At 65.8% G+C, this 20,284-nt stretch carries 25 protein-coding genes; 10 read left to right on the forward strand and 15 right to left on the reverse strand.

Annotated features, from left to right (window positions below; translation table 11 throughout):
• Positions 1-30 precede the first annotated feature (30 nt).
• Positions 31-156: a hypothetical protein gene (locus H7A73_RS18115; protein ID WP_259362879.1), complete on the reverse strand. Its 126-nt coding sequence runs from the start codon at positions 154-156 to the stop codon at positions 31-33.
• 176 nt (positions 157-332) lie between these two features.
• On the opposite strand from H7A73_RS18115, the gene H7A73_RS12815 reads away from it, so the two are divergent.
• Positions 333-818 (forward strand): hypothetical protein, encoded by a 486-nt coding sequence (locus tag H7A73_RS12815; RefSeq protein WP_182066308.1) that lies wholly within the window; start codon positions 333-335, stop codon positions 816-818.
• Positions 819-829: 11 nt separating this feature from the next.
• Positions 830-1,309 carry a hypothetical protein gene (locus H7A73_RS12820; protein ID WP_182066309.1) on the forward strand — a complete coding sequence of 160 codons (480 nt, stop codon included), beginning with the start codon at positions 830-832 and terminating at the stop codon, positions 1,307-1,309.
• A gap of 76 nt (positions 1,310-1,385) precedes the next feature.
• On the opposite strand, the gene H7A73_RS12825 is transcribed toward H7A73_RS12820, so the two are convergent.
• Positions 1,386-1,958 (reverse strand): hypothetical protein, encoded by a 573-nt coding sequence (locus H7A73_RS12825; protein ID WP_182066310.1) that lies wholly within the window; start codon positions 1,956-1,958, stop codon positions 1,386-1,388.
• A gap of 139 nt (positions 1,959-2,097) precedes the next feature.
• Between H7A73_RS12825 and H7A73_RS12830 the strand changes: the two genes are divergently transcribed.
• The 5 genes from H7A73_RS12830 (at position 2,098) to H7A73_RS12850 (ending at position 8,354) form a co-directional block, all read left to right on the forward strand.
• On the forward strand, positions 2,098-3,093 hold the full coding sequence (locus H7A73_RS12830; RefSeq protein WP_259362881.1) for an NADP-dependent oxidoreductase: 996 nt from the start codon (positions 2,098-2,100) through the stop codon (positions 3,091-3,093).
• 221 nt (positions 3,094-3,314) lie between these two features.
• Complete coding sequence (locus tag H7A73_RS12835) at positions 3,315-4,619, forward strand: N-6 DNA methylase (RefSeq protein ID WP_182066311.1); 1,305 nt, start codon at positions 3,315-3,317, stop codon at positions 4,617-4,619.
• Between the two features lie 7 nt (positions 4,620-4,626).
• Positions 4,627-6,678 carry a sensor histidine kinase gene (locus H7A73_RS12840; RefSeq protein WP_182066312.1) on the forward strand — a complete coding sequence of 684 codons (2,052 nt, stop codon included), beginning with the start codon at positions 4,627-4,629 and terminating at the stop codon, positions 6,676-6,678.
• Between the two features lie 3 nt (positions 6,679-6,681).
• A complete protein-coding gene (locus tag H7A73_RS12845; RefSeq protein WP_182066313.1) occupies positions 6,682-7,341 on the forward strand; it encodes a hypothetical protein in 660 nt (219 codons plus the stop codon).
• Complete coding sequence (locus tag H7A73_RS12850) at positions 7,338-8,354, forward strand: ComEC/Rec2 family competence protein (protein WP_182066314.1); 1,017 nt, start codon at positions 7,338-7,340, stop codon at positions 8,352-8,354. The genes H7A73_RS12845 and H7A73_RS12850 overlap by 4 nt, the downstream gene beginning before the upstream one ends.
• Before the next feature lie 446 nt (positions 8,355-8,800).
• Here H7A73_RS12850 and H7A73_RS12855 read toward each other — a convergent pair whose 3' ends face one another.
• Genes H7A73_RS12855 through H7A73_RS12880 form a run of 6 tightly spaced genes read right to left on the reverse strand, consistent with a single transcriptional unit; the run spans position 8,801 to position 14,864 of the window.
• Positions 8,801-10,309, reverse strand: coding sequence for a PTS transporter subunit EIIC (locus tag H7A73_RS12855; protein WP_182066315.1), 1,509 nt, complete (start codon positions 10,307-10,309; stop codon positions 8,801-8,803).
• A 59-nt stretch (positions 10,310-10,368) separates the two neighbouring features.
• Entirely contained in the window at positions 10,369-11,283 is a 915-nt protein-coding gene (gene murQ / locus H7A73_RS12860) for an N-acetylmuramic acid 6-phosphate etherase (protein ID WP_182066316.1), read from the reverse strand.
• Between the two features lie 8 nt (positions 11,284-11,291).
• Positions 11,292-12,188 carry a MurR/RpiR family transcriptional regulator gene (locus tag H7A73_RS12865; RefSeq protein ID WP_182066317.1) on the reverse strand — a complete coding sequence of 299 codons (897 nt, stop codon included), beginning with the start codon at positions 12,186-12,188 and terminating at the stop codon, positions 11,292-11,294.
• A gap of 56 nt (positions 12,189-12,244) precedes the next feature.
• Complete coding sequence (locus tag H7A73_RS12870; RefSeq protein ID WP_182066318.1) at positions 12,245-12,832, reverse strand: hypothetical protein; 588 nt, start codon at positions 12,830-12,832, stop codon at positions 12,245-12,247.
• Positions 12,829-14,121 carry a hypothetical protein gene (locus H7A73_RS12875; RefSeq protein ID WP_182066319.1) on the reverse strand — a complete coding sequence of 431 codons (1,293 nt, stop codon included), beginning with the start codon at positions 14,119-14,121 and terminating at the stop codon, positions 12,829-12,831. The genes H7A73_RS12870 and H7A73_RS12875 overlap by 4 nt, the downstream gene beginning before the upstream one ends.
• Entirely contained in the window at positions 14,121-14,864 is a 744-nt protein-coding gene (locus tag H7A73_RS12880; protein WP_220456616.1) for an ATP-binding cassette domain-containing protein, read from the reverse strand. Before H7A73_RS12880 ends, H7A73_RS12875 begins: the two co-directional genes overlap by 1 nt.
• A gap of 94 nt (positions 14,865-14,958) precedes the next feature.
• Between H7A73_RS12880 and H7A73_RS12885 the strand changes: the two genes are divergently transcribed.
• Positions 14,959-15,387: a hypothetical protein gene (locus tag H7A73_RS12885; RefSeq protein WP_182066320.1), complete on the forward strand. Its 429-nt coding sequence runs from the start codon at positions 14,959-14,961 to the stop codon at positions 15,385-15,387.
• A 1-nt stretch (position 15,388) separates the two neighbouring features.
• Here the strand turns inward: H7A73_RS12885 and H7A73_RS12890 are convergent, their stop codons facing one another.
• The 7 genes from H7A73_RS12890 to H7A73_RS12920 all read right to left on the reverse strand — a co-directional run bounded on the left by H7A73_RS12890 (position 15,389) and on the right by H7A73_RS12920 (position 19,483).
• Complete coding sequence (locus H7A73_RS12890) at positions 15,389-15,991, reverse strand: hypothetical protein (protein ID WP_182066321.1); 603 nt, start codon at positions 15,989-15,991, stop codon at positions 15,389-15,391.
• Entirely contained in the window at positions 15,988-16,590 is a 603-nt protein-coding gene (locus tag H7A73_RS12895) for a hypothetical protein (RefSeq protein ID WP_182066322.1), read from the reverse strand. Before H7A73_RS12895 ends, H7A73_RS12890 begins: the two co-directional genes overlap by 4 nt.
• Before the next feature lie 103 nt (positions 16,591-16,693).
• Positions 16,694-17,173: a DUF4395 domain-containing protein gene (locus H7A73_RS12900; RefSeq protein ID WP_182066323.1), complete on the reverse strand. Its 480-nt coding sequence runs from the start codon at positions 17,171-17,173 to the stop codon at positions 16,694-16,696.
• Positions 17,170-17,634 carry a TlpA family protein disulfide reductase gene (locus H7A73_RS12905; RefSeq protein WP_182066324.1) on the reverse strand — a complete coding sequence of 155 codons (465 nt, stop codon included), beginning with the start codon at positions 17,632-17,634 and terminating at the stop codon, positions 17,170-17,172. Before H7A73_RS12905 ends, H7A73_RS12900 begins: the two co-directional genes overlap by 4 nt.
• Positions 17,635-17,697: 63 nt before the next feature.
• On the reverse strand, positions 17,698-18,141 hold the full coding sequence (gene vsr / locus H7A73_RS12910; RefSeq protein WP_182066325.1) for a DNA mismatch endonuclease Vsr: 444 nt from the start codon (positions 18,139-18,141) through the stop codon (positions 17,698-17,700).
• Positions 18,142-18,302: 161 nt separating this feature from the next.
• The gene (locus H7A73_RS12915) at positions 18,303-18,821 is read right to left on the reverse strand and encodes a hypothetical protein (RefSeq protein WP_182066326.1); all 519 of its coding nucleotides are present in this window, start codon (positions 18,819-18,821) and stop codon (positions 18,303-18,305) included.
• A 95-nt stretch (positions 18,822-18,916) separates the two neighbouring features.
• Positions 18,917-19,483: a hypothetical protein gene (locus H7A73_RS12920; protein ID WP_182066327.1), complete on the reverse strand. Its 567-nt coding sequence runs from the start codon at positions 19,481-19,483 to the stop codon at positions 18,917-18,919.
• A 49-nt stretch (positions 19,484-19,532) separates the two neighbouring features.
• Between H7A73_RS12920 and H7A73_RS12925 the strand changes: the two genes are divergently transcribed.
• Positions 19,533-19,751, forward strand: coding sequence for a DUF1653 domain-containing protein (locus tag H7A73_RS12925; RefSeq protein WP_182066328.1), 219 nt, complete (start codon positions 19,533-19,535; stop codon positions 19,749-19,751).
• 44 nt (positions 19,752-19,795) lie between these two features.
• The gene (locus H7A73_RS12930; protein ID WP_182066329.1) at positions 19,796-20,269 is read left to right on the forward strand and encodes a hypothetical protein; all 474 of its coding nucleotides are present in this window, start codon (positions 19,796-19,798) and stop codon (positions 20,267-20,269) included.
• Positions 20,270-20,284: the final 15 nt, after the last annotated feature.

Genomic DNA, 20,284 nt, shown 5'->3' on the forward strand with positions numbered 1-20,284 from the left:
TGAGCAGTGCGATGACGGCGTCCGCTTCGCCTACTTGGTCCCGGTGTCGGTCGACAACGACGCGAAGGCGACCGCGAAGCAACGGGGTCGGTGCAGGATCACGACGAGTGGCGGTGTCGAGGTGGGGGCGGCTGCGATGACGAGGCGAGTGGGCAAGCCGATGACCGCTGCCGCTCTGGCCGGCACGATCGTCCTCGCGCTGGCGGGGTGCGGGATGGCAGGGAGTCTCGGAACGTCGGATACCTCGACAGCGGCACGAAGACGATGTTGGGAACAGCGAAAGTGACCATGCCGTGAACAGCCTGTCGAAGTCGCTCCTCGGGTTCGTCGCCGTGGTCGGGCTCCTCGCGACGGCGACGGCCTGTGGTTCGAACGGGGAAGACGAGATGCAACCAGACGAGGCGAAGCAGAACGCCGTGGCGTTCTTGCGAGAGACGATGGACCACGAACCGCTGGCTTGGCCCGAGGTCCCAGACCCGGTCGCCACGCGATGTGCCGACGGGGGCGACGGAGTCCGGTTCCAGTACCTCGTGACGATCGACCAGACGACCGATCCCAAGGAACTCTCCACGTCGTTCGAGGAGTTCTGGAGCTCGAAGGGGTTGGACGTGCAACCCTCGCAAGAGGACTTCGGGAAGTACGGCGTCGCGTACTCGGCGACCGCGCGTGCGGACGGGAAGCCTTGGGGTTCGTTCCAATTCAGTGAGCGCGGTATCAGCCTCTACGTCGACTCCCAGTGCGCCGAGGGTTCGCCGGACGACTACGAGGACGGATTGGTGTGGTCCAGACGACTCGGCACGCAACGGGGTCGGCTGTGATGACGAGGCGAGTGGACAAGCCGATGACCGCTGCCGCTCTGGCCGGCACGATTGCCCTCGTGCTCTCGGGGTGCGGGATGGCAGAGCCGAGCGAGACCATGACCATGGACGAAGCGCGCTCGCAGGCCGTGACGGAACTCCGGTCGGTCCTGGAACTCGCTCCCGACACATGGCCGCAGGAAGTCCCGAAGCCGGTCGCGAACGACTGCCAGGTCGACGGGCAGAGGGCGGTGCAGTTCAGCTACTACGTTGAGGTGGACAGACCGGATGACCCGCGGGTGCTCGTCGAACAGGCCAGTGAACACTGGAGAAAGCAAGGGTACGAGCTCGCAACGACGCGGACCGAGATGGATGCAGCGACGGGTGACGTTTCCGCTGTGGTCGCACGCGCCGACGGCAAGCCTCGTGCGTCGATCGCAGCCACGAAGATCCGCGCGCACGTCAATGTGGACTCGCGCTGCGTGCTCGGTGACCCGGACGACTACCGGTGACGGCCCTGATGACGATTGAGGTCTGACGGTTCTGGCTCGGGATCGTCGGGGATCGCGAACCGGAACCGCCACGACCTCAGTGCTGCGGGCGGATCCAGTCCGTCGGTGGCACGAAGCGGACGAGGGGCAGGACCTCGTCCGGCTCGGCGGTCCGCACGCTCGTGACGATCGTGGCCTCGCCGTGCTCGTACGAACGGCGGGCGATGCCGTCGCGCTCGTCGATCACCAGCGTCGTGCGGAACGCCGGGTCCTCGTGGTGCTCGAACGTCAGCAGGATCGAGTGCTCGCCGATGTGCTGGACCAGGATCGGGTGAAAGCTCTCTGGGCCGCGACCCCAACGGAGCATCAGGTCGGGCACGGCCATCCGGACGACGGGATCGGAGACCATGCTCCGGGCGAACGACACCTCGTGCGGACCGTCGTCGGGGTCGTACAGCACGCCCTCGCGGTAGGAGACCGGCTTGGCGCGCTGACGGACGAGCGTCCAGGTCTGCGCGGGCTCGTCGATGTCGACACGGAACTGCCAGAACTGCTGCCGGGACTCCTGGTGGATGCCCTCGAGGACGTACCGTGCGGGTCGGCGGAGGGCGGCGAGCTCCTCGGCGATCGCGGGACCGTCGGACCGGGTGAGGAGTTCGTCGAAACGCACGGTGCCAGCATGGCGCACCACGTGCTGTGGACCGCACCCCCTGACGGGCGGGAGGCGCGGGGCGGGGTGGTGCCGGGCCTCCAGGCCGTGTGCTGGTCGCGTCAGGTTGCGTCAAGCAACCGGCGCGTAGACCGGGAGGATGCAGGTCATCGGAGTCGAAGCGTTCGGAGGGCCCGAGGCCCTCGCCGTCCACGAGGTGCCGGAGCCGCACGCCGGGGCTGGATCCGTGCGGATCCGGGTGCAGGCGTTCGCGGTGAACCCGACCGACACGGGCGTGCGTGCCGGGCAGCGGGACAGCTCGCAGGCCTCACCGCCGTACGTGCCCGGGATGGACGCCGCCGGTGTCATCGACGAGGTCGGGCCCGACGTCACCGGCTGGCAGGTCGGCGACGAGGTCATGGCGGTGGCGCTGCCGCTCACCGCCCACGGTGGCGCTTACGTGCAGGAGCTCGTCGCGCCGGTGGGGTCGTTCACGCGGATCCCTCGTGGGACGTCTCTCCCGCTCGCCTCCACAGTGCCGATGAACGGGCTGACGGCGTTGCAGATCCTGTCGCACGCCTCGCTCGCGCCGGGGCAGACGCTCGCCGTGACCGGGGCCGCGGGGCTGCTCGGGAACTACGTGGTGCAGCTGGCGAAGGCCGCCGGGCTGACCGTGATCGCGGATGCTGCTCCGGCGGACGAAGCACTCGTCCGGTCGCTCGGGCCGGACCACATCGTGCCGCGCGGTGATGGGTTCGCTGCCGCGGTGCGCGAGCTCGTGCCGGACGGGGTCGACGCGCTCGCCGATGCTGCAGTGCAGCGCGACGAGGTGGTGGACGCCGTTCGGGACGGGGGAGTCTTTTTCGACGTGCGGGGGTGGCAGGGCAACGGGGACCGGGGGATCGAGTTCGTGCAGGTGATGGTGTTCTCGGAGTACCGGTCGTTCGACAAGCTCGAGCAGCTGCGGCACGCGGTGGAGAGTGGGACGTTGACGCCGCGGGTCGCGGAGGTACTGGCGCCTGCGCGGGCTGTGGAGGCGCATGAGCGGTTGGAGGCGGGCGGGACGCGGGGGCGGTTTGTGCTGAGCTGGTCGCTAGACAACTTAGGCCCGCTATCAGACTGTCTGACGGCTACTAGAGGCTCGACACGGGTTTAGCGAGAAGCGCCGCACTCCTCCTGATCGGCTGGAAGGTCTGCCAGGGGCGCACGTCGCGGGGGCCTCTTCTGACCAGATGCCGGCACCGACACGGTTCTGCATCCTCAGGCGCCAGTTCCCGACAGAACTACCCGAAGCGATCAACAGACACTCGATGGCGAGACGTTCCAAACTCTTCAATCCCGCCGAACGACAGTCCTATGTGTTCCGGATGGAGGTGCGTGCCGACCGAAGGCATCCCGCGCTACGCTCCTGCTGTGATGACTGATTGCCTGGCTGTTGACCTGGAGGACCGCCGAGACGTGGACCGGACGGCTGCGCGCAGTGACGACAGATCTGCTGACAGCGACAGCTCGGACGAGGTCGCACGATCTCTTCGGTTCACAACCGACGCTTCCTGGCGTCACACTAATGGGATCTACTTCACGGGGGATGAACTGGCTACCAGTCTCTGGGAACCGATACTTCAACAGCTCAATGAATCCTCCGTGGTGATTGACCCCGCTTGTGGTGCAGCGAGCCTTCTCCTCCCAGCCGTTCGCGAGCTGCGTCGAGCTGGTAAAAATGCTAGCCCCGAGTATCAGGTACGAGGATACGACATTGAACCCAGCTTTATAACAATCTCACGCAATCGGATGATGGCTGCCTGTGCCGGGCCGGGCCTGCTTGAAGAGAACTTCGTCGTCGCCGATTTCCTCCGCGATCCAATCGATTTGAAATCGGCCACTCACGTGGTGATGAACCCGCCCTTCAACCCTATGGTAGAGGAGCGCTCGACCGGTTGGTCGAGCGGCTCGGTCAACTCAGCGGCGGTGTTTGTCCTGCATGCACTGCGGAAAATGTCCGAGAACGCGATGCTCTTAGCTATACTGCCCGACGTTTTGCGCAGTGGGAGTCGGTATCGGCGGTGGCGCGAGGAGATCCTCAGGCATGGCGTCATCGAGAGCATCGAGGTAGCGGACACTTTTGATGCATTTACGGATGTCCACATCTTCATTTTGCGACTCCGACGCACAAGTTCACCCAGGCCGACGGCGCCTGGAGTGGGTTGGAGTGCCGCATGCAATCTCGATAGGACACTCGCCGCCCCTGAACGCGTTATCGGGGACACTTTCCAGGTGTCTGTCGGATCGGTGGTGCCACATCGGCACGAAGACGTCGGCTCAAAGCATCCCTACCTGGACTCGACGCATATCAGGGGCAAAAGGCGACTCGCTGAAGTGATAGAAGTCAGGGGCTTCTCCGGTCGATTACACCAAGCGCCGTTCATCGTCGTGCGTCGGACATCGAGACCGGAGCAAGCACCCAGAATGAAGGCAACCCTGGTTGCGTCGAACCAAATGGTTGCAGTAGAGAATCACTTGATTGTCTTGCGGCCGCGAGACGGCCTGTTGGCCACGTGCGAGAAGCACCTAGTTGCACTAGAAGGGCGTCAAATTGATGCTCATCTGAATCGGGAGATTAGATTAAGGCACCTCACCGTAGGGGCTGTGGCGAATACTCCTCTTCAAAGAATCGACGCTTGAGATGCCCGTGAACGGTTCGTTCAAGTTCGCGCCGGAAATTTTGCGTCGCCTCGGCGAAGAGCTGAACCCGAGCATAGACCAGGGTATACTAGAATTGGTCAAGAATGCCTATGATGCTGACGCAGAGAATGTCGTAGTCGAAATTCAATCCACCGGTCGAGGCCGCGTCTCTGTAACCGATGACGGCATCGGCATGAGTGTGGATCAGATTTTGAATGGATGGCTCGTCCTCGGTAGCTCCTCGAAGACAAGTTCTTCACGGACCGGGAAGGGGCGAGCGCCCGCCGGCAACAAGGGGCTTGGACGGCTGGCCGCACTTCGGCTAGGAGAAACGGCGGTTTTGCGCTCACGAAAAAAGGGCGATAGAAATGCGTCGACCGTAACTTTGGACTGGCGGGAGTTTGATGCGGTAGACACGGTTGATGAGGTAATCATCCCAATCGGTGAAGCCGACGTCGACATCGCGCATGGATCCGAAATCGTTGTTTCTGATCTTCGTCGGAGAATCGGTCGAATGGACGTGAAGCGAGTTGCTCGATCGCTTATTCTTCTCGCAGACCCATTTGTGGAGAGCGAAACGGCCTTCAAGCCGCGCTTGCGAGCTCCCGAATTTGAAGACCTTGAGCGGCTCGTAGACGCTCGATACTTCGAGGACGCTAATTACCATTTGATTGCTGAGGTTATCGATGGCGTTGCGCGAGCCCGAGTGCTGGACTGGCGCGGGCTGGTACTGTTTGAGACCAGTGGGATTAGCACGGAATTCGGGGGTACGAGAACTTATGACATTCCGGACGCGACCTTCGAGCTTTGGACGTTTTCGCTGAGCGCGGCGACTTTCGTCTCAAGGACGACAAGTGTTGGGGAGGTGCGGGAATGGCTTAACACATTCGGCGGCGTGCACGTATACCTGAATGGGCTTCGGGTGAACCCATACGGAAACCCCGGCAATGATTGGCTGGACATGAACCTTGCGCGTGCACGAAATCCCGAAGAGCGCCCTAGTACCAATACATCTATCGGCCGCGTAAAACTTAATTACTCAGGGACGCGATTAACTGAAAAGACTGACCGCAGCGGATTCGTGGAGAACGATGCTTTCGAAACGCTGAAAGAGTTCGGCAGGGACGCACTAGATTGGATGGCTCGTCGAAGACTGGCGATAGCTGAAGAGCGCCGTCGAGCAACTCGAGTCAAGACATCGACGAGAAGCGCGGGCGAAAAAACCGCGGTGAACCGCGAGATTGCTCGTGTTCCATCGTCGGAGCGAAGGGGAGAACTCGAGCGGGTTTTCAAACGATACGACTCAGCACGGGAAAGCGAGGTCCGTGCGCTCCGTAAGGAGGTCCAGTTGTACCGAACCCTCAGCACCGCTGGCATAACAACTGCAACGTTCGCACACGAGGCCAGTGGCAACACGGTCAAACTGATTGAGATTGCTACCAATGCGATTGAAGTCAAGACGAAGCGTGAGCTGGGAGAAGCCGCGTACTCAGGCGTGATCGAGAAGTCGATCACCGCGATACGGCGGGCGACGAGATCGATCGGCGTCCTTGCGCAGGCCACTCTTCGGCTGATCGACGGCGAAAAACGTCGCGTCGGGAGAGTTGATCTGAATTCGAGCATTCAAGAGGTGCTGGATACTTACTCACCGTTCCTCGAGGGGAGGAAAGTAACGGTTGAGACTACTATCGCGGCTGATGAAGCCTTTGTCCAAGGGAGCGAAGCCGCGTTAGAGTCCATAGTGGCAAATCTGATCAATAACAGCTTGTCGATATTCGAACAATCGGCAACTGAGGACCGCCGAGTTCGAATTTCCACCTATCGGGAAGAGTCGTCCTGGTACTTGGAGGTCTGTGACAGTGGGCCAGGTATCGTCGGAATTAGCACCAGAGACATCTGGTTGCCGGGAGAATCGCGGCGACCCGGTGGGACCGGTTTAGGGCTAACGATCGTGCGCGATGCAGTTGCGGACCTCGGAGGGAAAATAAGTGTCGACGCATCGGGTCCAATGGGTGGGGCAGCGTTCACCGTACGGCTCCCGATTCTCAATAGGGACTAAGTGATGACAACGGTCAATGAACTCTTCAAGATAGCCGTCATCGACGATGATGCGGATGTGCGTGATTTATTCGAGATCCAGGTGGAGCTCTGGGATCGCCAACCAGTTGTCTTTTCGGAAGATCGGTTAGGTGCCATCGAAGGGTTTCTGGAACGGTCTGGAGGGTTCGACGCAGGAATCACGGACTTCAAGCTTCAGACTTCAGGTTATGCACAGTTCAATGGCGCCGAGCTTGCAAGTAGGTGGATGCGACGCAAAGTACCGGCAATTCTGTGTACTCGGTTTGAATCCGCGGAGATTATTCATATTCGTCCGCATCTGCGGTATATCCCCGCTATCCTCCAGCCCGATGAACTCAAACCTGAAATGATTGAGCGAGCCTTTGAAAGAGGTTTGCAAGAGATTGCCGGCCGTTTTGTGGAAGACCGGAAGCCGTGGAGGGCCCAAGTCCACTTCCTCGATTCGGATAACACGAATCCCGAACTGATGCTTGTTGAGCTGCCCAGCTGGCAGGGTAGCGACCGCATTTGGGTTTCGCGGAGCGACCTCCCGGCCCCGTTGCAGAAACTTGTCCGGCCCGGATACAGGACATTTGCCCAGGCAAATCTGGGCGCCGAGGCGGGACTTGCGCTGTATTTGACTGAATGGGAGGTTCGCGAATGATCTCTCGCGCAGCGTTGCGTATAGATGTCCTCGATGTAGGTCATGGTAGTGCAGTTGTTCTCCGTGACGACGACCGAGTCGTCTTGATAGACACTGGTCCTGGCGTCGGAATCCTTGCTTACCTTCAAGAGCAGGGAATCAGTGTCGTTGACGGAGTGGTAGTTTCGCATGCGGACAAAGATCATACCGCGGGCTTGCTGGCTATGTTGAATAACAGTATTCGTGTGAATCACATCTTCGTTAACCCCGATGCCCTCAAGATGTCAAAGCAATGGGATGAGCTCGTCTTCGCAATCGAGGACGCTGAGTCGCGCTTTGGTCAGATGCTGCAGAGCCAGCTCGGTGCTGGACATGATGTCCCATTCTCCGAATCGGTCGATATTCGTGCACTCGCACCACGGACCAGTCTTCGTCTGCACGGGCCGGGGTCACGTGATTCGGCCGGAAGGCGCATCACCTCGAATTCGATGAGTGTGGTTCTGCGGATCGATGTCGCCGGGGAACCAATAATGTTGTTACCGGGGGATCTGGACGACGTTGGTTTCGATCAGCTCGTAGCGACAGGTGCTTCCCTCGCAGCTAAGTGCTTGGTTCTTTCGCATCACGGGGGATTGATGGGCACGGTGTCGGCGACTGCTAGATGTGTCGAGGCGCTGTGCTTGGCGGTTTCGCCGGAACGGGTGTTTGTTTCAAACGGGCGCGGTGGAGCCTACGATAATCCTCGACCAGACGTCATCCGAGCGGTTAGGTCGGTAATCCCGCGTGCGCATATTGCGTGCTCGCAGTTGTCTATGAAGTGTTTGCCGAGCGATCCGCCCATGCGAGCGCCCGGTACGCCCTATGCAGTAGGTGCATCGAAGAACTTCCGATGTGCTGGATCCACAACGATGTTCGTCGACGCGGAGGGCTTGATCGGAGTGGATTTGGCTCCGCACCGCGCCTTTGTCTCGTTGAACGTCCCCGATGGCCTTTGTGTTTCGGGTTCCCTGATGGTTCAGGCAACAGGTGCTTAGCGCTATCTGGGTTCTATCGCGCCGATAGCGGTTGGATCGACATCGGGGACGGGCAATGCATCACGCGCCTGTTATTTGCTCGTTCGTAGAGGCTCTGCCGCCTGTATTCCGCGAGGCAAGCTGGGTCATGTCGTATGCCAGCACGGTCGTCTAGGTGAGCTTTTTGGAGTTGCTGTGCCATGGGCACGGACGCTTCCGATCGACCGCAGGAACTTGAAAGCCAGATCGCGGAGCAGCTAGGCGATGTTCGTGGAGACGTCAGCCACCACCAGTACCTCCACGCGCGCAGCAGCGGAGACAATCGCGGTCGCTGGGCCACGTGCGCCGGCAGAGTCTTCTGACCTGTGCAGAGAGGTGAACGCGAACGTGGTGCACGCTGCGGCGGCAGGATCGTCGTGGGACCAGCTAGCGCACCTGTGCCAGGTGCTCGCTCGCGACTAACCACATCAGCGCCCAGCTCGTAGGGAGTCGGCCGGCATGACGTGCACGTCGAGCGGTGCATCCGGAGCGACAGTGTCGCCGGACGGCTTTGATGACTGCGCCTCGAGGTCAGCCCGCACTGACGCGGAGACCCCGAACAGCAACGTTGCCACGAACCCCACGACGTACGCGACCGCGAGCCCCGACCCGTACCCGAGCAGCGCCCAGCCGTAGCCGGACGAACCGTTCAGCAGCGGGATCAGGGACAGGTCCGAGGCGCCGATGGCGATCGCCCCGACCGAGTGCCCGAGCTGGTCGAACAGTCCAACGACACCGCCGCCGAACGCCCCTCCGATGCACGCGGTGATGAACGGCCGCCCGAGGGGGAGGGTCACACCGTAGATCAGGGGCTCACCGACGCCGAGGAACCCGGCCGGCAGCGCGCCCCGGATGGTCCGCACCAGCGAAGCGTTCGAACGGAACCGCACCCACAGCGCGATGCACGCACCGATCTGCCCGGCACCGCCCATCGCCAGCACGGGCAGCAGCACGGTCCACCCGGTCTGCTCGATCAGTGTGGCGTGGATCGGGATGAGCCCCTGGTGCATACCGGTCATGACGAGCGGCAGGAAGAGGCCTCCGAGCACGAAGCCGGCGAAGGCCCCACCGTTGGCGAGCAGCCAGGTAGCAGCCGTCCCGATCGCGACAGAGACGACTCCGGCGACGGACATGAGCACACCGAGCGTGATCGACCCGGCAACGAGGACGGTCACGGTCGGCACGACGATGAGCGCGATCACGTCCGGAGTCACGCGCCGCATGAAACGCTCGACGTAGGCGGCGAGGATGCCGCCGGCCAACGCCCCGAGCACGCCGCCCTGCCCGGGAGCCAGGGTCTCGCCGAACACCGTGACGTTCGCGACACCGGCCGCGACGATGATGCCGCCGACTGCACCACCGAGGATGGGCGTCCCGCCGAACTCTTTCGCTGCGTTCATGCCGACGAACACGGCGAGGAGGGACAGGAAGCCGGAGGACAGCACCCCGAGGAACGGCGTCACTCCGGGCACCCACCCCAGGTTCGTCAGGATGCCGTTGATCCCGGCGATCAGCCCGCAGGCGATCAGTGCCGGGATGAGCGGGATGAAGATCGCGGAGATCTTCCGGATCGCGCGCATGGTGCGGCCATCGGAACGAGCCCGCGTGGTCGCCTTGATGGACGCACCGCGAGCAGCGAGCTCCTCCGGCGACGCACCAGACCCGCCAACCGCAGCCGAAGGGGCGGCCGAGCGTAGGGCCTCCAGGCCGTCGGCCACGCGGTCGACGAGACCCGGGCCGAGCACGATCTGCAGGTTCGAGCCGGCCGCGATGGCGGCCATGACGCCGTCGGTGGCCTTGAGCTCGTCGAGCGCGACGGACTCTTCGGACACCACCTCGACCCGGAGCCGGGTCATGCAGTTCTCGACGTCGGCGATGTTCGCGGAGCCTCCGACGGAGTCGAGGATCTGCTGGGCGAGTTGCTGTGCATCGGGCATTGCTGTGCTCCTCGGGGGAAGGAATCGAGCGGAAGGAAAGCGGGGAAAGGGGAAGAGGTCTACAGCACGGCGCGCAGGGAACCGTCGGCAGCGACGAGGCGCTCACGGGCCGAAGCAGCCGAGGCGCCGGTCAGGATCACGGCGATGGCGGTCTTCACCTCGCCGTCCGAGGCATCAAGCGCCGCCTGGACGTCGGCGGAAGGGGCGCCGGTGACGTCCTGCACGAGCGAGAACGCCCGCGCGACGAGCTTCGCGTTCGTCGCCCGCACGTCGACCATCCGGTTGCCGTACGTCTTGTGGCTGCGCACCATCGCGAGCGTGGTGAGCATGTTCAGCACGAGCTTCTGCGCGGTGCCCGCCTTCAGGCGGGTCGACCCGGCGATGAACTCGGGGCCGACGACGACGTCGATGGCGATGTCGGCCTCCCGCCCCGCGGCCGAGTCGGGGTTGCACGCGACGGAGACCGACAGGGCGCAGCGGCGCCGGGCCTCCAGGATGGCTGCAATCACGTAGGGCGTCCTGCCGGACGCGCTGATCCCGACGACCACGTCGTCGGCCGTCAGGCCGAGCGCGTCGAGGTCGCGGACGGCCGCTGCTTCGTCGTCCTCCGCGCCCTCGACGGCGGTGGTCAGGGCGACGTCGCCGCCGGCGATCACGCCGACCACCTGCGAGGGATCGGTGCCGAAGGTGGGCGGGCACTCGCTGGCGTCGAGGACGCCGAGCCGGCCCGGCGTGCCGGCGCCGACGTAGACGAGTCGGCCACCACGCGCGAACGCTGCGGCGATCGCGTCTGCCGCCAGGGCGATGGCCGGGAGGCACGGCTCCAGTGCCGCAGGCACGCTGCGGTCGCCGGCGTTCATGCGCTGGGCAGCTTCCAGCGTGGAGATCGTGTCGATGTCGTCCAGCGAGTGGTCGGTTGCCTCGGTGGTGAGGGCGGCGAGTTCGTCGCGGAGGGCGTCGTGGGTGTGGGTCATGGTGGTGCTCAGTTCCGGTGGTGGGTGCGGACGGCGTCGCGGCTGCGGGCGAGGAGCGGCTGGGAGCGCTCGTCGGTGCGCTGCGCGACGACGATGAACAGGGTGTCGACGATGGCGAGCTGGCTCATGCGGCTGCCCATGGCCGCGGGGCGCAGGGCGCTCTCGGCACCGGCGACACCGAGCAGGACGAGGTCGGCGGTGGTGGCGAGCGGGGCGGCGGCGTGGCCGGTGATCGCGACGATGGTGGCCTGTTGGGCTCGGGCGGCGTGGGCGACCTCGAGCGTCTCGACGGTGGAGCCCGAGTGGCTGACGAGCACCAGGACGTCGTGCTCGCCGATCACGCTCGCCAGGGTCAGAGCGTTGTGCGGGTCGTCGGCGATCGAGCTCACGATGCCGATGCGTTCGAGCTTGAGGTGCAGGTCACGCGCGACGATGCCGCTCGCTCCCACGCCGTACAGGACGACTCGGCGGGCATCGCTCACGGCTGCTGCCGCTGCTTCGAGGGCGTTCGGGTCGAGTGCGGCGCGGGTGTCGGCCATCACCGCTCGGACGTCCTCGGTGACCTTCGCGATGACCGTGGCGACGTCGTCGTCGACGGCGACCCCGGCGTGGATCTCGGTGTGCTCGCGCTCGTGGATGCCGCGTTCGACGGCCCGGGTCATGCTGCGCTGCAGGGCGGCGAAGTTCGCGAAGCCGAGGTGCTGGGCGAAGCGGGAGACGGTGGCGGGGGAGACACCTGCGCGGCTGGCGAGGTCGGTGGCGTTCGTGGTGGCCGCGGTAGCCGGGTCGTCCAGGACGGCGTCGGCGATGGCGCGCATGCTCGACGGCATGCTCGCTGACTGGGTGCGGACGAGGGCGAAGGCGTCGGCGCGCTCGGATCGCTCGGGCCGCTCGGTGATCGTCATCCCGCCATGAAAGCGTCTTTCGCAAGCACGCGCCAGCTCTGAAAGTAAATTGCGTGTTACGTCGTTGTGCCCAGCCTGTGTGCCAGCGGACTGACGATGGCGGCGATCACCATGGGGAGGACGAACGCCCATGACGCCGGGTCGGTGTTCGTCGACACGACTCCGGCCCATCCGGCTGATCGGTCCGGGGTCCCGCGGCCGAACAGCGCTGCGACGAACAGGTAGAGCACGCCTGGCACGGACTGGTACCGGTCGCCGAGTACCGCTCGGCTGACCAGTGCGAGTGCGCAGAACGCGATCGTGTTCCGGGCGGTCGCGACCGCGGCCTCGGGTTCGGCGCCGATCGCGAGGCCGATGCTCGCGGTGGCCGTCACCACCGCGACCACCGCGATGACGGTGGTCAGCTCGAGCAGGTCCGTCCGCCGTGTCGGAGCGGGGAAGGGTGCACGGGTGATCGAAGCACTCGTCGCGATGGCGATCACCAGCGGGAGTACGGCCGCGACGGGGATCAGCGCGAACGGTGCGCCGCCACCGAACGAGGGGAAGAACATGCCGATCGGGCCGAGCGCGATCGAGAGCACCGTCAGGGCGGTCGTGAGTCCGAGCAACGGCAGGGTGCGGTGGACGCGCAGCCACCAGATCACGAGGACGGCACCGCGATGTGGCCGATCGAGCAATCCGTCAGCCGGTCGACCGTCGCGGTGACCCACGCGGCCTGAGCGGGGACCGGAGCTCGACGGAGGGCTCGCAGAACGTCGGGATTGTCCAGCTCGAGGGCGGGTTCCACGTGGTCGGCGTTCACGATGCCCTCGGCGGCGACGTCGATGAGCCACTGGTTGGCGACGGCGGCATCGTTGCGGCGTTCGGTGTCGTCCTCCTCGGTGCCGCAGTACGCCACCTCGGCGTCGCCGAGCATCGAGGTGGTGATGCTGTGCAGCAGGTCGGAGTCGGTCATCCGGACCTGGACGATCATGTCCAGGACGTCGACCGTCGCCGGTGCGTTGCTCGCTCGGATGGTCGGCGGCACCGTGATGCCAGCGCGACTGAGGTTCTCCACGGCCTTCCGGATGACGGATTCCGAGTTGCCGGTGTCGCGTTGCTCCGGGAAGAGGCAGATCGTCGGTGCCGCGCCGCTGCAGGTCGCCTGCGCTTGCGGGCGACCAAGGATCGGTGCTGCGCCGAGGCCGGACCCGGAGGCCAGGGCGACGAGGGTGACCACGGCGAGCGAGCTCGCGCCGATCTGGACGCCGAATCGGTGCGCACGGTCACCACTCGAGCGGCGAGCGACCGCGATGACGAGCAGACTGCACCCGGCGAGCAGACTGAACGCCGTTGCGATGATCGGTGCCCGGACGTCGAGCGAGGTCTCGACCGAGCAGCAGTCCGCGATCACGAGGCCGGCGAGGTACCGGACTGGGAAGTAGTCCACGGACCAGGTGAAGCCGAGCCAGCTGTACGAGACGAGCAGGCTCAACGGGATGGACGCCACCGGCGGGAGCCATCGCCCCAGTGCGAACCCGATGCAGCTGTGGAAGAACAGGATCCCTACGAAGGCCACGCCGACGAGGGGCGATGGGCCGCCGGGAGCGCCCCACGTGTCCCGACTCATGAGCGCGATCGCAACGACCTGGAGCAACAGGCCGGCGGCCAATGGCGTCCACAGGTGATCGGCGACGACTGCTGCGCTGGATCGGCTGCTGGACTCGATCACGGGCGCAGCCGCCCGGAAGCGTCTTCCTTCCCAAGCGCCAGCCGTGGCCGCGACGCCGCACGAGAAGACCAAGTAGATCGCGGAGCCAGCCATCGCGGCGGGCCAGTAGCCGGCGACGGTCGTCTCATCTGCGAACTGCGCGCTGTAGGCGACGATGCCGAGCAACCCGGGAATGAGGAGCCACACTGCCGCTCGGCTGCGCCACGGGATGATCGGGCGCATCAGCCGTCCTCGCTCGTGAACCGCGCGTACGAAGCGGTGATCGCCTCGGCGGGTGAGAGGTTTGCGAACGGCTCGGTGAACGCCCCGACCGAACCAGCGAACGGCACCCGGCCGTCCACGAGGACGGTCACGTGGTCGTAGGTCGCGGCGACGTCCTCGGTCTGGTGCGTCGAGACGACGACGGACACTTCCGTCGGCAGGTTCTGGATCATCCGAGCGAACCGCGCGCGCTGTGCCGGATCGAGTCCGGCCGTCGGTTCGTCGAGCAGGATCCACTGTGCGCCGGACACCAGCGCGCCAGCGACGCCGAGCCGCCGGATCTGGCCGCCCGACAACGAGGTAGCTCGTGTGTCGGCTCGGGTGGCGAGATCGACGGCGGCCAGGGCAGCCGCCGAGCGATCCCAGGCGTCGGCGCGCGACAGGCCCTTCAGCCAGCCGCAGTACGCGACGTGCTCCCGGGCGGTCAGGCCGGGGAAGGCGCCGCTCCACTGGGGAAGCCATGCGACGCCGCGGCGGTACTGTCGTCGGTTTCCGTGTGTGCCCGGTTCCCCCAGCCCCTCGATGCTGATCGTCCCGGTGCGTGGTCGAAGCGTGTCGGCGACAAGTCCGAGCAGGGTCGACTTGCCGGCGCCGTTCGGCCCGAGCAGCACGCTCGCTCCTGTCGGAAAGACCGTCGACAGCCCCGAGAGCACCGCGTGGTCTCGCCGGTACCCGAAGGTGAGTTCGTCGATCTTTATGCCCACTGCGCCCCCTTGAAACCTTGTACTGGTGTTTCACCGTACAGTAGCGTGCTCTCGGCCCGGACAGCCCGGGCTGTAACCTCAAGGGGGAAGCGCAATGTTCAATTTCAGTCGTCGTCTCGCGGCAGCCGTCGCAGGGGGAGTCGTGGCCGCCACGGTGATCGCGGGGGCGCCGGCGTTCGCCGAGGGTTCCTGGTCGTCGAAGCTGACCGGTGTCGCGATCGGCAAGAACTCGAGGAGCTGGCAGGACTCGCACAAGGACAATGTGCGGACTGCCACGACGTTCGCGAGCTGCCGGATCTCGGGGAACGCCAGCGGATTCCGATCCGCCACCGTCCGGCTCTACGACGAGCGCGGCCTGTTGCCGGACAAGAGCATGGGGTCGAAGGTGAACAAGTGCGGCCGGAGCGACTGGGGTGTGATGACCCGTCCTGACCGGTACCACTGGACGATCACGGCGCTCAACGGCTCCTCGTACGAGCCCGCTCTGCGGCTGTCGGTGTCTCGGGTGCGGCAGGCCTACTGAGTCAGCGCTGGCGGGCGGCTGCTTCGGTGGCCGCCTGCACGTAGCGTCGGGCAGCCCGGATCCGGCGGAGGACGACGGGGGACAGAGCGACAGCCACGACGAGGAGAGCACTACAGAGAATTCGACTGAAGACGGCAGAGAAGGGGTCGTCGTCGACGAGGTTCGGGAGCTGCGGTCCGGCGATGCCGAGGTAGAGCAGCAAGAACTGGCCGAGCGCGATCGGTTGGGAGACGGCGCGGAGACGAGCGAGGTCGAACGCCCGTCGAGCGAGGTCGGAGTCAGCCGGTTCGATCGGGGCTTGCTTGGCGATCGCCTGCGAGAGGGTCTTGCGGCCGAAGCGCGACAGCCCTGCGAGGGGCGCCTGCATCTGCGGAGAGAGGCGAAGGCTGGTGGCGAGCAACGAGAACGCTCCGGAGAGTCCGCCGACAGCCGCGGTGCACCCGACGATCACGAGGGGCCATCCCGGTCCTGGGCTCACGCGCTCGAGCAGAACCCCGATGATCGCGCCGGCCACGGCTCCGGCCAGGATGATCCAAGCCGTCCGGCGCCAGGCTCGGCGGGCGATCGCCTCGGGTGTCTCTGGTGCCTCCGTCGCAGTGGTCATGCGACGGAGACCGGAGTGTCGGTGCGGCGATCGTTGTCGGCGGTGGCGGCGTCCGCGTAGCGCCGAGCTCGGCGGCCTCGGACGACCAGCAACGGCGCGACGAACACCACTTCGATGACGAAGAGCGCGAGGAAGATCCGGCTGATGATCGCGTTACCATCGCCGGTGACGACCCGGGCGAACTGGGGAGCGGCGGCTCCTGCGAACAGCAGGAGGTTCTGGACGAGGATCAGTCCGTTGAACACGGTGGTCCCGCGGGCGAGGGTGAGCGCGCGGTGTTGCAGTTCCGGGCCTGCGTCCTCAGCGAGCGGAACGCCCGAGCGGATGGCTCTCGTGATGATCTTGCGACGGTCTCTCGTCAGGTCCTCGGTCGCCTGCGTGATGATCGACGACGCGCGTGCACTGGCGGGGAGCAACGAGAGCATCCCGGCCATGCCGACCAGCACCGCGACGCACGTGAAGATCGCCAGGGCGACGGTCCAGGGGTCCTCGTCCCGCGAGGTTGCCCAACCTGCCACTGCCCCTGCGACCGCGGCGATCGACACGACCAGGGCGGTACGACGCCACGCGCGCCGGATGATTCGTTCGTCTTCCCCCACCCGCTCACCCTACGGGGCGGGGCAGAGCCGTGTTCTGGAGCCGAGCACCCGTCGGACGCTGGCGGTGTTGTCGAGGTGCGGCGGGCCTCCAGGCCGGACGCCGTCAGGCGACGCCGCGCCGCGGACGGAAGACGCCCGCGCGCACCAGCCACACGTAGAGCAGGCAGCCGATGCAGACGTCGAAGACGGCGTTGAGGAACGCGGCGACCAGGGCGACCGCGGCTCCGATCGGGGCCGCGTACGGCACGCCGAGCAGGGCGAGGAGCAGGGCGACGGCGGTCACGAAGAGGCCGACCTGCTGGGCGAAGGTCGGCGGTTCCGGGGCCTCGAGTTCGGCGGGCGGGGCGAGGCGCGGGCGGACGACCCGTCGGAAGAGCGCGCCGTAGGGGTGTCGGCGGATGCCGGCGATGCCTCCGACGGCGAACAGCACGACGATGACCGCGAGCAGCACGATGCCGGCGACCCACGTCTCGGGGATCAGCGTGAGGACGATCGTCGCGGCGAGGAGCACCGTGGTGATGGCTGCGCCGAAGCGTGGGGAGCGCGGGTCGATGCCGCGGGCAGGGTCGTTCGTGGTGGTCATCGGGACTCCTGGGGGCCGGTGGCGCTTGTGGCGAGGACGGTGTCGAGGGCTGCGGCGAGTTCGGGTGGGCGGGGTGGCCCGCCGAACCGCGTGTGGACGGAGCGGTCGGCGTCGAGGAGCAAGACCGTCGGGGTCTGCATGACGTTGAAGCGGGTCGCGAGATCGGGGCGTTCGGCGAGGTCGATCTCGAGTCGAGCGACGCCGTCGTGTCGGGCGGCGAGGGCGTCGAGGTGGCGGCGGGTGGCCGGGCAGCGGGCGCAGGTCGGGGTGGAGAACTGGACGAGGGTGGCGGCGGAGCCGTAGTCGCTCTCCGGTGCGAGGTCGTCGGCACGTGGGCCGTCCGAGCCGGTCCTGCTGCCAGCGGGTACGGCACGGCCGGTGCGTCGGCGCAGGAGCAGCCCGAGGACCGTCGCGAGTGCGAGGATCCCCACGAGCACGGCGACGGCGGTTCCGACGGTCATGCGGTGACGGTACGCCCGGCGGGTGACGAGCCGGCGAACGTGACCGGATGTGACGCGAGCGCATCAGGGGCTGTTGCGGTGCTGGTGGGCGATGGAAGCCCAGCGATCGAGCTCGTGTTCGACGCGGTCGGCGACGGAGACGGCGTCGTCGTGTTCCCACGAGCGGATGACGCGCCAGCCCTCCGCGATGAGGATCGCCTGGTTGCGGACGTCACGCTGGCAGTTGGCGAGGAGCTTCCGTCGCCACAGCTCGGCATTCGCCTTCGGCAGGTGCGTGTGCTCCTCACAGAGGTGCCAGAAGCAACCGTCGATGAAGACCGCGATCCGGGCTCGGGGAAAGACGAGGTCCGGACGGACGCGGCAGCGGGGACTCACCTGTCGGTCGACGAAGAACCGGCGGCCACGGCGGTGCAGCTCGCGCCGCACGGCGAGTTCCGGTGCGGTGTCACGTCGGCCGAACCGTGCCATGTGCAGTCGACGCGCGTCGTCTGCAACCCAGGTCTCCATGTCACGACCATGCCGAGACACCGGTCGATGACGGCCGGGTGGCTCGGGGGTGGTGGACTCCGTCGGCTCGGTCGTCGCCTGTGGAGGAAGATCCTGCGGTGGTGCTCGCGCTCGCCTGCCGCTCGTCAGACTGTCACGTCGCGAGCCGCGGCGGGACCGGCCTAATCGGGAATGCCGAGCCGCTCGCACTCCGCCCACTGTTCGGGTCGGCGCTCAGCGATCCACTTGGTGAACTCCTCGTACCCGCGGTAGATCGTGAAGACCATGAACTGCTTCTTCCTCCGGTCGTTCCACGCGGTGAGGCTGATGAACGTCGGTCCGCCGTTCGATTGGGACCCGTACCGCAGCGTGTGGATGTCGTCCACCTCGCGACGACGGAGACGGCCGAATCCGGACTTCACGTCGTAGTGCCGGTCGTACACGTCGATCCGGCCTGCGGCGAGTGCCTGTCCGAGCAGCCACAGCGCCGCGCCGAGGCCGGCGAGGAAGCCGAAGGCGGTGCTGTCGGCGCCCGGTGCGAACACCTGCTGCAGGACGATGCCGGGAACGCCGATGACGACTCCAGCCCCGCCGAGGACGGTGAAGATCACTCCCGGGAACCTCGGCCGCCGCACCACGAACAGCGGTGTCTCGTGTTCTTTCGTACCGGTCCCGCCCCATGTGTTGATGCTGTCGCTCATCGTTCCCCCTCCGTCGGACACCGTACCGAACGGACATTGTCCTTCCTCGGCCAGGACGGTGGAGGCGTCGAGTGGGGCGCGGTTCAGAGTCAGAGTCAGGGCTCGCGGGATGCCGCGAGGTACCGGCGGGCGCCTCGGATGTTCCGCCGGAACGACATGCTGAAGCCGACGCTCGCCACGATGATGGCGGCGACGAAGATGCGGCTGAAGCCGGCGCTCCAAGCATCGTCGCGGAGCAGGTTCGGGAGTTGCGGGCCCGCGATCCCGGCGAACAGCAACAGGGTTTGAGCGAGGGTGACCGGCAGCGTCGTGGACGCGACTCGGGCCGACTCGCGGGCTCGGAGCGCGAGATCGGAGTTCCGCGGTTCGATCGGGCGCCCCGAGTAGACGGCGCGGAGGATCGTGCGACGTTCGCGCTGGCTGAACGTCCGCCCTGGGGTCTGCATCTCACGCCCGAGCCGAAGGGTCGTGGGCAGCAGGGAGAAGGCGCCGCCCAGTCCGCCGATGCTCAAGCCCATGCCGAGGCTGGCGAGGAATCGCGTGGACCCTGGATCGCCGGCGGTCAGGAGCACGCCGGCGAGTGCACCGATCACGAACCCGACGGGCGCGATCACGATGGTCCGGCGCCGCGCTCGACGGACGGTGTCGTCCAGTTCCCTCACGCGGTCCACAGTACGGGGCGCCGGGTTTCCTGACCGTACGATCATGCGCATGAACAGCGATGTCACGCCCGGCCGGTACCGCCACTTCAAGGGCAACGACTACGAGGTGCTGCTGGTCGCCCGCGACGTCGAGACCGAGGAGCCGGTCGTCGTTTACCAGGCCCTGTACGGCGAGCACGGCCACTGGGTCCGCTCGCTCGCCGACTTCACCGCGCACGTCACGCGTGACGGGTACGACGGCCCGCGGTTCGTTCCATTCGCCTTCTGAAGGCACCGGGATAAAGTTGAGGCTCCATCGAGCAAGGGGGAATCATGGATTTCGACTGGATGGGAGCGCTGCTTGGCGCAGTGGTCGGGGCGGCTTTCACCGCTGGCCTGGGCTATGTCGCGTACCGACGAGAGCGCAGCAGGGTGGAGAAAGCCGCGATCAACGAGTTGATCCGAGAGCTGGGTGAGCGACGCGCATTCGCGATCGACGGACCGCGGCTGATCCCCGACGCAGAGAACGGGCAAGATTTTCCGCAGCTGAACGTGAGCGTTCTGTCGGTGCGTGAGCGAATCCGGGAGACCCGTTCGAAGCTTGTTCGGCACGAGCAAGCGCAAAGAGCGTTGACCGCCATGATCCAAGCGTGTAATCGCTACCTCGAGCGAAGTGCAGGTGACCCTCCTCGGTACTGGATCCTCGCCATCGAACTGCGCGATGAACTGCATGCACGGCTGCAGGAGACAGGCCTGAAGGGCGCCGCCGATGCGACCCGACCCGGAGACCTCGCTTTCGACGACTGATTCGTTCGTCGGCGG

The organism is Curtobacterium sp. ME12 (genome assembly GCF_903970855.1).
Lineage (GTDB): Bacteria > Actinomycetota > Actinomycetes > Actinomycetales > Microbacteriaceae > Curtobacterium > Curtobacterium poinsettiae_A.